Origin of the sequence: Paenibacillus arenilitoris, from assembly GCF_014705655.1 — a bacterium.
GTDB classification, from domain to species: Bacteria; Bacillota; Bacilli; order Paenibacillales; family Paenibacillaceae; genus Pristimantibacillus; species Pristimantibacillus arenilitoris.
The window spans coordinates 98702-111833 of sequence record NZ_JACXIY010000020.1 but is presented as its reverse complement, the minus strand read 5'-3'; the positions used below and the strand labels follow the sequence as shown (position 1 = coordinate 111833).

General features: G+C 56.2%; 11 protein-coding genes and 1 tRNA gene. 11 read left to right on the top strand and 1 reads right to left on the bottom strand.

From position 1 onward, the window contains the following. Nucleotides 1–34: 34 nt before the first annotated feature. Nucleotides 35–111 (bottom strand) — tRNA-Arg (locus IDH41_RS18045). A gap of 206 nt (nucleotides 112–317) precedes the next feature. Here IDH41_RS18045 and IDH41_RS18040 point away from each other — a divergent pair. The 11 genes from IDH41_RS18040 (at nucleotide 318) to lonB (ending at nucleotide 13118) form a co-directional block, all read left to right on the top strand. Next, on the top strand, nucleotides 318–1217 hold the full coding sequence (locus IDH41_RS18040; RefSeq protein ID WP_223829826.1) for a hypothetical protein: 900 nt from the start codon (nucleotides 318–320) through the stop codon (nucleotides 1215–1217). Between the two features lie 88 nt (nucleotides 1218–1305). Further along, entirely contained in the window at nucleotides 1306–2595 is a 1290-nt protein-coding gene (gene tig, locus IDH41_RS18035; RefSeq protein WP_190863448.1) for a trigger factor, read from the top strand. 229 nt (nucleotides 2596–2824) lie between these two features. Beyond that, a complete protein-coding gene (gene clpP, locus IDH41_RS18030) occupies nucleotides 2825–3418 on the top strand; it encodes an ATP-dependent Clp endopeptidase proteolytic subunit ClpP (protein ID WP_190863446.1) in 594 nt (197 codons plus the stop codon). A 17-nt stretch (nucleotides 3419–3435) separates the two neighbouring features. Further along, complete coding sequence (clpX, locus tag IDH41_RS18025) at nucleotides 3436–4692, top strand: ATP-dependent protease ATP-binding subunit ClpX (protein ID WP_190863444.1); 1257 nt, start codon at nucleotides 3436–3438, stop codon at nucleotides 4690–4692. 110 nt (nucleotides 4693–4802) lie between these two features. Then, nucleotides 4803–5912, top strand: coding sequence for a flavodoxin-dependent (E)-4-hydroxy-3-methylbut-2-enyl-diphosphate synthase (gene ispG, locus IDH41_RS18020; RefSeq protein ID WP_190863442.1), 1110 nt, complete (start codon nucleotides 4803–4805; stop codon nucleotides 5910–5912). Between the two features lie 148 nt (nucleotides 5913–6060). Then, complete coding sequence (locus tag IDH41_RS18015; RefSeq protein WP_190863441.1) at nucleotides 6061–7158, top strand: GerAB/ArcD/ProY family transporter; 1098 nt, start codon at nucleotides 6061–6063, stop codon at nucleotides 7156–7158. Continuing rightward, nucleotides 7159–8727 (top strand): spore germination protein, encoded by a 1569-nt coding sequence (locus IDH41_RS18010; RefSeq protein WP_190863439.1) that lies wholly within the window; start codon nucleotides 7159–7161, stop codon nucleotides 8725–8727. It begins immediately after the preceding gene. Continuing rightward, nucleotides 8724–9827, top strand: coding sequence for a GerAB/ArcD/ProY family transporter (locus tag IDH41_RS18005; RefSeq protein WP_190863437.1), 1104 nt, complete (start codon nucleotides 8724–8726; stop codon nucleotides 9825–9827). Before IDH41_RS18010 ends, IDH41_RS18005 begins: the two co-directional genes overlap by 4 nt. Further along, complete coding sequence (locus IDH41_RS18000) at nucleotides 9824–11053, top strand: Ger(x)C family spore germination protein (protein WP_190863434.1); 1230 nt, start codon at nucleotides 9824–9826, stop codon at nucleotides 11051–11053. Before IDH41_RS18005 ends, IDH41_RS18000 begins: the two co-directional genes overlap by 4 nt. A gap of 17 nt (nucleotides 11054–11070) precedes the next feature. Continuing rightward, nucleotides 11071–11316 carry a hypothetical protein gene (locus IDH41_RS17995; RefSeq protein WP_190863432.1) on the top strand — a complete coding sequence of 82 codons (246 nt, stop codon included), beginning with the start codon at nucleotides 11071–11073 and terminating at the stop codon, nucleotides 11314–11316. 98 nt (nucleotides 11317–11414) lie between these two features. Continuing rightward, nucleotides 11415–13118 (top strand): ATP-dependent protease LonB, encoded by a 1704-nt coding sequence (lonB, locus tag IDH41_RS17990; RefSeq protein WP_190863431.1) that lies wholly within the window; start codon nucleotides 11415–11417, stop codon nucleotides 13116–13118. Nucleotides 13119–13132: the final 14 nt, after the last annotated feature.

Here is a 13132-nt window from a genome sequence, read left to right as displayed (position 1 = left end):
CCCGAGGGCGGTTTAAGTTAAAGGTTATAGGTAGTGGCGTCCCGGAAGAGATTCGAACTCCCGACCGACGGCTTAGAAGGCCGTTGCTCTATCCAACTGAGCTACCGGGACACAAGTAAGAATATATCACACCGAATGATCAATATGCAAGCCCATTTTAAAAAACGCGACCGAAAGCGGTATTGGTTTTTTCTTTCATCCGCACATGGTATAATCGAACGCAAGATTAGAAGAATGTACATACGGCAAGACCAGAAGGCGGTGTTACCATCACGACTCCCAATGATACGCAGGGTGACAACAAGGATAACGTATATTTGTTCCCGAGCATGCTGGATCATTACCAAATCCAGCTGACGCGCATGCTGGAGGCGGAGCAGTACGGGGAGGCCAAGGAGCTTCTTCGCTTCCTGCTGCAATGCCAGGGCGAGGACGAGCGCCATTACGAAGAGTGGGACAGCCTTCTGACCTGGCTCGAGATGGCGTTTCCGGATTCCGGCGCGGGCGGACTCGGTACGGGCTCCGGCGACGGGCGGGAGGAGGAGGACGAGGACTCGCTCCGCGAGCAGCTGCTCAATCCTTCCGAGCAGGATGAGGCCTATATCAACCAGGTGCTCTACATCATGCAGCATCATCCGATGATCGATCAGCAGCTGCTGGCCCTCGAGAGGGCCGCCTATATCCAGTCGCCGGACGTTAACGAATCCATCAAGCACTGGCTGCTCACGAGCCAGGTGCATCCCGTGGTGCAGTTCAAGGCGCTGCAGTGTCTTCGCAAGCGGGGCTTCTCCGGAACGCTGACGATGGACCGGCTAGGGGAGACGGTCCGGCTCGAGGTGGACGCCACGCCGCTGTCGATGGACGATTTCCCGCAGCCGGTCATCGGGATACTGGAGCGGACCGAGCAAGTGGCCGAGATCGAGGATCCGACGCTTCCTCATTTTGCCAGAGAATTGTGGAAGGAAAGCCTTCAGTTTCTATACGGCACGGCGGCTTATCAGTGGATGCTGAGGGAGGACGGGGATACGATCGATATATTCGCCGCCGCGCTTCATTTGACGCTTTTATTGACCGTGTACGGTTCGGCGAGCGACGACGATATCCGCGATACATACGGCATTACCGAAGGGTTGAGATTCCGTTACGAGCAGGCTTGCAGGGCGCTCAGACAGGTTGCTTTCCTGCAGCAGCCGGGCGATGACGAACCGCGGTCTTGAAATGGTTGTCCATCTTGATTATAATAGAATGGTTTATGAAACGTGAAAACTAGTAATGCATGCGCATTTTCGGAGGGGAAGGCATAAAATGAAAGCAACTTGGGAAAAAATAGACAAGAACATCGTGACGCTCGACGTGGAAGTAGGCGCCGAGAAAGTCAGTGACGCTCTTGATCAAGCATTCAAGAAAGTCGTTCAGAAAGTAAACGTACCGGGATTCCGCAAAGGAAAAGTGCCGCGCGGCATTTTCGAATCCCGCTTCGGCGTGGAGAGCCTGTATCAGGACGCGATCGACATTTTGCTGCCGGACGCGTATTCCGATGCCGTGAAAGAAACGAGCATCGAGCCGGTCGACCGTCCCGAAATCGACGTCGAGCAGTTCGCCAAAGGTCAATCGTTCAAATTCAAAGCGAAAGTAACCGTCAAGCCGGAAGTTAAGCTAGGCGAGTACAAAGGGCTCGTCGTCGAAGCCGTTTCCTCGGAAGTGACCGAAGAAGAAATTGCGGCGGAACTCGAGCGTCTGCAGCAGCGCCATGCGGAGCTGACGGTCGTCGAGGAAGGCCCGGCCCAGAACGGCGACATTACGGTCATCGACTTCGACGGCTACGTGGACGGAGAAATTTTCGAAGGCGGACAAGGCGAGCGCTACTCCCTCGAGCTCGGCTCGAATTCGTTCATTCCGGGATTCGAGGATCAAGTCGCAGGGATGCAAATCGGCGATTTCAAGGACGTTGAAGTTACGTTCCCCGAGGAATACCATGCGCAGCATCTCGCCGGCAAGCCGGCCGTATTCAAGGTGAAGCTGCACGAAATCAAACGCAAAACGCTGCCGGCGCTTGACGACGAGTTCGCGAAGGACGTCAGCGAGTTCGATACGCTCGAAGAGTACAAGCAGGACCTTACGGATAAGATGAAAGCCCGCAAAGAGAACGATAACGAGCAAGTCCGCGCCAACGCGATCGTCGAGAAAGCGGCCGCTGCCGCCGAAGTGGAAATTCCGGAGGCGATGATCGTCGCCGAGACGGATTACCTGCTTAAGGACTTTGAAAACCGCCTTCGCATGCAAGGCATGAACCTGGAGCTGTACTATCAGTTCTCCGGCCAGACCGAGTCCGTGCTCCGCGACCAAATGCGTTCGGACGCCGAGAAGCGCGTCCTGAACAACCTCGTGCTCGAAGCGATCGCGAAAGCGGAAGGCATCGAGGCTTCGGACGACGATTTGAACGGCGAGCTCGAGAACCTGTCCAAGCAGTACAACCGCCCTGCCGAGGAGCTTCGCGACATTTTCGCGAAAAACGGCAACCTGAGCAATCTGCAGGAAGAAATCGCGCTCCGCAAAACGATCACTTTCCTGATCGAGAACAGCAAAGAGGCTTAATCGCCGATAACGGCAATTGAATAATCGCTTGGCCCGAGATAAGGCACGTCTTCGTTACGTGCCTTATTTTGACACTACATAACAAAAATGTGCTTGACACGCGAGGCTAATCTCCGTACATATCGAATAACCGTTATCGTATAATGAAGTATCGGAAAAATGACATCAATACGATGACGTGTTACAATAAGTAAGTAACCAAAGTCATAAACGAAAAGAGGTTGGTCGCATGAATCTGGTACCGATCGTAGTCGAACAAACAAACCGCGGGGAACGTTCTTACGATATTTACTCCCGTTTGCTGAAGGACCGCATCATTTTCCTCGGGAGTGCAATTGATGACGATGTTGCAAACTCCGTCATTGCGCAGCTGCTGTTTCTGGCGGCCGACGATCCGGAGAAAGACATTCATCTGTACATCAACTCGCCCGGCGGCTCCGTAACCGCGGGGATGGGCATTTATGATACGATGCAATTCATCAAGCCCGACGTGTCCACGATCTGCATGGGCATGGCGGCAAGCATGGGCTCGCTGCTGCTGACGGCCGGCGCCAAGGGCAAGCGCTTCGCGCTCCCGAACGCGGAGGTTATGATCCATCAGCCGCTCGGCGGCGTACGCGGCCAAGCCACCGACATTAAGATTCACGCAGACTGGATATTGAAAACGAAGCAGAAGCTGAATCAAATTTACGTGGAGCGCACCGGACAGCCTTATGACAAAATCGATCGAGATACCGACCGTGACTATTTCATGAGCGCGGATGAAGCTCTGGCATACGGTCTGATCGACAAGGTTATTACGACACCGGTATCGACGATTTAATCGAAGGGGTGAAAAGCATGTTTAAATTCAATGACGAAAAAGGCCAGCTGAAATGTTCGTTCTGCGGCAAATCGCAAGATCAGGTCCGCAAGCTGGTTGCCGGTCCCGGCGTCTATATATGCGACGAGTGCATCGAGCTTTGCACGGAAATCGTCGAAGAGGAGCTCGGCAACGAGGAAGAGCTCGATTTGAAGGATATTCCGAAGCCGAAGGACATTCGCGCGATTCTCGACTCTTACGTCATCGGTCAGGAATTCGCCAAAAAATCGCTGTCCGTAGCGGTTTACAATCACTACAAACGGATTAACTCCGGCAGCAAAATCGAAGACGTCGAACTGCAGAAGAGCAACATCCTCCTGCTCGGTCCTACGGGCTCCGGCAAGACGCTTCTCGCGCAGACGATGGCCAAAATTTTGAACGTGCCGTTCGCGATCGCGGATGCGACTTCGCTCACGGAAGCGGGTTACGTAGGCGAGGACGTCGAGAATATTTTGCTCAAGCTGATCCAAGCCGCCGACTACGACGTGGAGAAAGCGGAGCGCGGCATTATTTACATCGACGAGATCGATAAGGTGGCGCGGAAGTCGGAGAATCCTTCGATTACGCGCGACGTGTCGGGCGAAGGCGTGCAGCAGGCGCTGCTCAAAATTTTGGAAGGCACGGTTGCTTCCGTACCTCCGCAGGGCGGCCGCAAGCATCCGCATCAAGAGTTTATCCAAATCGACACGACGAACATTCTGTTCATCTGCGGCGGCGCGTTCGACGGCCTGGAATCGCTCATCAAGCGCCGGATCGGCAAGAAGGTCATCGGCTTTAATTCGACCGGCGAGGCGCAGAAGGATTTGAAGCCGGGCGAATACTTGACGATGGTGCTGCCCGAGGACCTGCTGAAATTCGGCTTGATTCCGGAATTCGTCGGCCGTCTGCCGGTTATTTCGACGCTCGAGCCGCTCGATGAGCCGGCGCTCGTTCGGATTTTGTCCGAACCGAAGAACGCGCTCGTCAAGCAATATCAGAAGCTGCTCGAGATGGATAACGTGAAGCTGGACTTCGAGCCCGCCGCGCTGGACGCCATCGCGAAGGAAGCGATCAAGCGCAACACGGGCGCGCGCGGCTTGCGCGCCATCATCGAAGGCATCATGCTCGAGGTGATGTACGAAGTGCCGTCGCGCGACGACATCAGCACATGCCTCATTACGGAGCAATCCGTGAAGGATAAGATTATGCCCGAGCTTGCCGCCAAGAAAGGCAAGAAGAAGGAAGAGAGCGCCTAACCTTTCGTTCGTATAGATGCAGCTATTACCGTCATGTTCTCCACCCGGCCGAGCGGTTTTTTAAGCCGCTCGTCAAGGGTGGAATTTGACGTTCATGGGAGAGAGAAGCTATGTACTTGCGTCAAGACACGGTAGCAGTAAAAGTCGGCGATCTGACGATTGGCGGCAGCAACGAAGTGATCATTCAGAGCATGTGCACGACCAAGACGGCGGACGTGGAGGCGACGGTAGCGGAAATATTGCGCCTCGAGGAAGCCGGCTGCCAGATCGTCCGCGTTACCGTCAACAACAAGGAAGCGGCGGAAGCGATCAAGGAGATCAAGAAGCGCATCCATATTCCGCTCGTCGCCGACATTCATTTCGACTACCGGCTTGCGCTTATGTCCATCGAGAACGGCATCGATAAAGTCCGGATCAATCCGGGCAACATCGGCCGCCGCGAGAAGGTCGAAGCGGTCGTGAAGGCATGCAAGGAGAGAGGCATTCCGATCCGTATCGGCGTAAATGCCGGCTCGCTTGAAAATCACCTGCTCGAGAAATACGGTTACCCGACGCCGGAGGCGATGGTCGAGAGCGCCTTGTTCCATATCGGCATCCTGGAGGAGCTCGATTTCCACGACATTATCGTGTCGCTGAAGGCGTCGGACGTGCCGATGGCCATTGCGGCATACACGATGGCCGCGGAGAAGATCAAATATCCGCTCCATCTTGGCATTACCGAGGCGGGAACGCTTCATACGGGCACGATCAAGAGCTCGGCCGGCATCGGCGCCTTGCTGGCGCTCGGCATCGGCAATACGGTGCGGATCAGCCTGAGCGCCGATCCCGTCGAAGAAGTGAAGGTCGCCCGCGAGCTGCTCAAGACGTTCGGCCTCATTACGAACGCCGCGACGCTCGTATCCTGTCCGACCTGCGGACGGCTCGACATCGACCTGTTCTCGATCGCCAACGAGGTGGAGGACTATATCGCCAAAATCAAAGTGCCGATTAAAGTATCGGTGCTCGGCTGCGCGGTGAACGGTCCCGGCGAAGCGCGCGAAGCCGACATCGGCATCGCGGGCGCTCGCGGCGAAGGCATGCTGTTCCGCTACGGGGAGATGATTCGCAAAGTGCCCGAAGCGGAGCTGCTCAGCGAGCTGAAGAAAGAAATCGACGAGATCGTCCGCGTATTCGAGGCAACGGGGGAAATCCCGGGCCGCAAGCATCATGCGCCGGCCTAATCGCTTCTGCAAGTAAGACTTGTTCCGTCCAATGGACGGAACAAGTCTTTTTTTTGTTATCGGTTCGAAACGGAAATAGATGCATAGATTTCCACACTCGAGAGAAAATAACGGATACCGGGCGCAAGGGACAGAAGGTGGGAGGATGATGGAGAGAATCAGCCTTAATCAGCTTGGTTCGTTAATCGTAATCTTTTTGATAGGAAGCTCCCCGCTGTTTTTGCTGGCGATCGAAGCGGGCAAGGATGCATGGCTGGCCGTCTTTGTCGGCATGCTATGCGGACTGGCTTTGTTATGGGGCGTCAATCTCGCCATCTACCGTTACGAACCGGACATGCATTTATTCGAGATCATGATGAAGTATTTGGGCAAGCCGGCGGGCTATCTCCTATCGGTCTGCTACGTTTTTTATTTTTGCTATAAATCGATTCGGAACGTGCGGGAATTCGGCGACTTAAGCATCATCTATTTGCTCCCGACGACGCCGCTGTCCGCCGTTATGGCTCTAATATGCTTAACGGCGGGGTTGTCGATCGTCGGCGGCGCGGCCGTATTTTTCCGAATGGCGGAATTTACGATTCCGGTCGTCATCGGCATTTACGCCTTATTGTTTCTGCTCATGGCCGGCACAGGTCTGTTCAACCTTGATTATATTATCCCCGTGTTTGACGAAGGACTGAAGCCGATCTGGGACGCGGCCTTCCCCGAGACGGTATCGTTTCCGTTCGGCGAGCTCGTGCTGTTCCTCATGTTTTGGAAATTGACGGACGCGGACCGGAACGCGGTTACGGCAATTGCCGTGAAGTGCTATTTGTTCTCCGGGTTGTTCATTACGCTTACGAACCTGCTTATCGTGGCGGGCATGGGCAAGCTGGCGCCAGCCGTTACCGTTCCGCTCATGCAGCTTGCCAGCTCCATCGAAGCGGCCAGGGTGCTGGAGCGTATCGACCCGCTTGTGGCGCTGCTCCTGTTCACGGGCGTGATGTTCAAGCTGACGTCCTACTATCTGGGCGCCGTGATCGGTATACGGTACTTGACAAAGCTGTCCCATAAAACGGCGGTTCTGATTGCAGGCGGGATCATCTACGGGGGCTCCTTTTTGTTCAGGAGCTATATGGAGCATATTTGGTTCGGCTTCGTCTACAACGTGAAATACCATTTTCCGCTGTTTCAAATCGTATTTCCGATCGTGTTGGTCATGATCGTCGCCTTCAAGAATAGACGGGCTGGAAAGGAGGATGCGTAAGTGAGCGAATCCACGAAGAGCGGCATCGAATCCGGATCGGATGCCGTGAAGGCTTTGTCCGCCGATTTGGATACGAACATCAAATGGCTGACCGGAGAGCTAGGCTCGGAGCCGGACATCGTGATCAGGCAGCTCCAGGTGCTGAGGAACAAGCGGGCGGCCTTAGTCTATATTTCGGATATTTCGGACAACGGCTTGATCAATTCGCTCGTGACGAGCATGCTTGACGAAAGTTTGAAGCCGGACGCGGGCGAGTTTGAAGAAGAGCCTCTGCAAGGCTTGATGCTTCGCTCGTTGTCCGTTGGAGGCATACGGAAGCTTGACAGCCTGGATCACGTGCTGCTGGCGATTCTGGAAGGCTGCTCCGTTATCATGCTGGACGGGTTCGCGACGGCGATCGCCGCCGATACGGGAGGCAGGGAGAAGCGCGGTGTCGAGGAGCCGAGCTCGCAGACCGTCGTCCGCGGGCCGAAGGAAGGCTTTACCGAGAGCGTGCGCACGAATACGGCGCTTATCCGGGCCAAGATCAAATCGGCCGATCTGCGCATGGAATACAAGCTGATCGGCAAGCGGACGCGAACGACGGTGGTCGTCGTATACATGAAAGGAATCGCCGATGAGCAGATGATTCGGGACGTTAGCCGGCGGCTGGACCTGATCGATACGGACAGCATTCTCGAGAGCGGCTATATCGAGGAATTTATTCTTGGAAAAACGTTCACGCCGTTTCCGCTTATTCAGAATACGGAGAGGCCCGACGCGGTCGCCGCCGGCCTGCTCGAAGGACAGTTTGCGATTATCGTGGACGGCACGCCGTTCGTGCTCCTCGCTCCCGTTACGTTCGTCAAATTTTTTCAGTCGAGCGAGGACTACTACCAGCGGTACGACATCGCGTCCTTTCTGAGGCTTATCCGCATGAGCTCCTTTCTCGTATCCATGCTGTTTCCTTCGCTCTATATCGCCATTACGACGTTCCATCAGGAAATGCTGCCGACCTCCTTGTTAATCAGCCTAGCCGCCCAGCGGGAAGGCGTGCCGTTCCCGGCGCTGATCGAGGCGATGATTATGGAGCTGACCTTTGAAATTTTGAGGGAAGCCGGGGTCAGGATGCCGCGCATCATCGGTTCGGCGATTTCGATCGTCGGCGCCCTGGTGCTCGGGCAATCCGCGGTCCAGGCGGGGCTCGTATCGGCAGCCATGGTCATCGTCGTTTCGTTCACCGCCATCGCAAGCTTCGTCATTCCTTCTGTCAATATGGGGAGCGCGGCCAGGCTTATCCGCTTTGGCATGATGTTTTTGGCGGGCTCCTTCGGCTTGTTCGGCATTATGGCCGGCTTGATGGTTATTCTTGCGCATATGTCCGGGCTGCGGTCGTTTGGCGTGCCTTATCTGACGCCGTTATCGCCGCTCGTCCCGGGCAACTTGAAGGACGTGTTCATTCGCGTTCCTTGGTGGGCAATGAAGAAGCGGCCCGCCTTGTTCGGGAAGGCGACCGCGAGACAGGGAAGCGCCGAGCCAAACGCCGGCAATCAAGGTAAAAGCAACGGAGAAGGGAAGGGGAGACGATGAAGCAGAAAATTACGAGCCTTCAGGCAACGGCGATTATCGCGAATGCCGTCACCCCAAGCGCATTGATGGTTATTCCGAACCAAGTGATCCAGACGGCGAAGCAGGACGGGTGGTTGTCGCCAATGCTTTCGTTTCTCTTCATTCTGCCGCTTCTCTATATCATCGTCGCCATTAGCCGCCGCTATAACGGCAAACCATTGATGGAATGGCTGGAGGGCAGTTTCGGCAAGGCTGCCGCGACCGGAATCGCCCTCCTTCTCGGCGCCTACTATTTGATAGGCTCGGCATCCATCGTCAGACAGTTCTCGAATTTTATTTCCCAGCAATTTATGATAACGACGCCGCTTGCCGTGGTCGCGCTGCTCATCACGATCGTAGCCGTATACATATGCGCTCAAGGGGTCGAGGTGATCGGACGCGTTTCTTTTTTCGTCATGGTCGTTTCCATGCTGTTTCTGGGCATCAACCTCTTTTTGCTTTGGGGCCAATACGATTGGCATCATTTTTTGCCGGTTTTCGAAACGATGCCGCTTCAGCAATTGACCGCATCCGTGCCTCCTGTCGGCTGGCTGACCGACATAACCGTTGTTCTGCTGCTCATGCCTTACATGAAAAATACGGCGCACGCCGGCAAAGCGGCGCTGTGGGGGGCTGCGTTGGCCTCGGTATTCTTCTGTCTCATCATCGCGATTACCTTGGCCGTGCTGGGGGCAAAATTGATCGCTTCGCTGTCCTACCCGGTCTTCACCGCGCTCGGAACCGTCCAGATCGGGGAATTCATCGAACGGATCGACGTTGTCTTGATTATGGCTTGGATAGCCTCGATGTTCACGAAGGCTTCGGTGTTCGTGTTCTGCTTCAATCAGATGATGCTCTACTCCTTCCGTTTGCGGCCCCATAACGGCCTGTATATTGCGATCGGCCTGTTCGTTGCCGCGACGGCGCTCTATTCGTGGTCAAGAAACAGCGCCGTGAACGAATATATTTTCAAAACGTTAACCATTTATAAAATATTAAATAATTTCACGATCTTTTTACTGATCTGGATCGGCTTGCTCTTCGCCGGGAGAAAGGCCAATGCGGAGGAGGCGGTCACATGACGGCCGTGAAGACTGCCCGATCCGCCGTCGTTCTAGCCTTTTTCGCACTCCTGCTGACGGGCTGCTGGGACCGCATCGAATTGAACGAGCTGGCCATTACGTCGGCGACGTCGGTCGACAGGGACGGCGAGGATTGGGTCGTATCCTTCCAGGTCGTCATCCCGTCCACGATCTCGTCGGGCATCGGCATTATGGGCGCGGGATCCTCCTCCGCGCCGGTTATCGTCTATTCAACGAAAGGGAAGTCAATCCGGGAGGCCAACTCGCGCAGCTATTTGGAAAGCCCGCGCAAGCTGTATTTTGCCCACAACCGCATCATCGTCATCAGCGAAGAAACGGCAAGGCGCGGACTCGATCCGATTCTCGACGTGTACTTGCGGAATCCGGACGCGAGGGAAACGGTCGACGTGCTGATCACGCGGGGCAACGCCCGCAAAGTATTGGAGCAAATGATGCAGATCGAACGGATACCCGGCAACGGCATCCGGGAAATCAACAACATGGAGGAAAAATACTTGTCGACGCTGCCCGAGGTGAAATTGTACGAACTCGCGATGAGCTTGTCCAGCGATTCGGCCGGCGCGCTGCTGCCGGAAGTGTATTTGTCCGGGAAAACGGAGACGGACTCGCTCAAGGCTTTCGAGAAAACGACGCTGCCGTCGAAACTGAGGCTCGGCCGGATCGCCGTCATCAATAAAGATAAAATGGTCGGCTGGTTATCCCGGCAGGAAGGGCTCGGCGTGGCATTCATCCGAAATACGGTGGATATGACGATGATTGCACCGGCTTGTCCGGATGACCCATCCAAACAAGCATCCGTCTCCATCGGCAGCTCGACGACGGAATTGAAGCCGGCCATCCGGGACGGCAAGCTGTCCGTGAAGGTGCAGATCAAAGCAAGCGGCTCGCTCACGCAGATCGATTGCGGAATAAAGGATCTGAACGACCCGGCAACGGTCGCGGCGCTGGAGCAGGCGGCGGAGAAGGAGATCGTCAAGCTCGCGGATTCCGGGTGGAAGGCGGTGCGGAGGCTGAAGACCGATGCCGTCGGGTTCGCCGACTTGGCCCACCGCAAATACCGCAAGCAATGGCGCAAGTGGAAGAAGGACTGGGACAGCGTGTTTGCGAACATCCAAGTCGAGATCGCGGCCGACGTTACGCTGACGAATGTCGGCTTAAGCAAAGAGCCGATTCAGGTCGAGCGGCTGAAAGAAGGGAAAAAATGAGAAGGAGGAGGGTACGGTTGGATATCCAGGCGGTCATCGGAGCGGCGGTGCTCGTAACGCTGCTATGGTTAGGCTTCAAACTCATTGCGAAACGGGGGCATAAGCGGGAATACGGGATGTATGCGGCCATGATTCTATGGTCGGCCTACTTATTCGCCTCTACGACATTCGATTGGCCGCCGGTGACGCCGGTTACGCTGCTGGAAGGGGTTATCGGGCCCGCCGGCAGGTGGCTGGCTTTCGCGGGATTTCTGCCAGAATAACGCGTATTCGGAAAAAAATCGCGAAGGCGGTTATTCCCTCTTCCAAGGGGCAATACTACCAATTATGTAGATTGTGCCCCGAGAGGAGTGGATTGGTTATGAGTTTGAGTGTTGTTTTGATGTTGATTCAAGTCTTTTTCGCCGTCGTGATCGGCTTGTATTTCTGGAATTTGCTGCGCAACCAGAAGACGAACCGCTCAGCGGTCGACCGGGAATCGCGCAAGGAAATGGATAAGCTGCGCAAGCTGCGGTCGGTATCGCTGACGAAGCCGCTTGCGGAGAAAACGAGGCCGCAGGCGATGCAGGATATCGTAGGGCAGCGTGACGGGCTTCGCGCCCTCAAGGCTGCGCTGTGCAGCGCGAATCCGCAGCATGTCATCATATACGGGCCGCCCGGGGTCGGCAAGACGGCTGCCGCGCGCGTCGTGCTCGAGGAAGCGAAGAAGAACCCCTCGTCCCCGTTTTTGCCGGACGCCAAATTTACGGAGATCGACGCGACCACGGCCCGCTTCGACGAGAGGGGCATTGCCGACCCGCTCATCGGTTCGGTCCACGACCCGATTTATCAAGGCGCCGGCGCGATGGGCGTCGCCGGCATTCCGCAGCCGAAGCCGGGCGCCGTGACGAAAGCGCATGGCGGTATTTTGTTCATCGACGAAATCGGTGAATTGCATCCGGTTCAAATGAATAAATTGTTAAAAGTGCTCGAAGACCGCAAAGTGTTCCTGGAGAGCGCTTATTACAATTCGGAGGATGCGAATATCCCGGTTTACATTCACGATATTTTCCAGAACGGCTTGCCCGCGGACTTCCGGCTCGTCGGCGCGACGACGCGCTCGCCGCAAGAAATTCCGCCGGCCATCCGTTCCCGCTGCATGGAAGTGTTCTTCCGCCCGCTGCTTGCCGAAGAGATCGGCCTGGTCGCGGAGAACGCGGTGAAGAAGATCGGCTTCGCGCCGTGTCCGGAAGCGATCGACGTCGTCAAGAAATACGCGACGAACGGTCGGGAGGCGGTGAACGTCATTCAGCTGGCCGCCGGCGTCGCTTTGTCGGAGAAGCGCGAGAGCATATCGGCCGCCGACATCGAGTGGGTCGTCAACAGCAGCCAAATCCCGCCGCGGCCCGACCGCAAGGTGCCGGAGGCGCCGCAGGTCGGCTTCGTGAACGGCCTGGCCGTGTACGGGCCGAACATGGGGACGCTGCTCGAGATCGAGGTCAGCGCCATCCCGGCGGGCGCGGGAAGCGGGCACTTCACCATTACCGGTGTCGTCGACGAGGAAGAGCTTGGCGGCGGCTCCCGGACGCTCAGGCGGAAGAGCATGGCGAAGGGCTCGGTCGAGAACGTGCTTACCGTTCTTCGCCGCATCGGCATGAACCCGCAGGACTTCGACCTGCATATTAACTTTCCCGGCGGAACGCCGATCGACGGACCGTCCGCCGGCGTCGCGATGGCGACGGCGATTGCTTCGGCCATCAAAGGACTGCCGATCGACAATAAGCTGGCGATGACCGGCGAAGTCGGCATTCACGGGAACGTGAAGCCCGTCGGCGGCGTGCTCGCCAAGGTCGAAGCCGCGTTCCAGGCGGGAGCGAAGCGGGTCATCATTCCGAGGGAGAATTGGCAGGCCATATTCGCGGATCTTGAAGGGCTTGAGGTGATTCCGGTCGAAAGGATCGAGGAGGCGTTCGGCCACGTCTTTCCGGAAGCCGGCGTCATGGCGGACCAAGTGGACGCGCCGGTCGGCAACGAGCGGTTTATCGCGCCGAGCGTTACCTATTTGCAGGCGGATTCCGTAGAATGATAAAATGGGATAGA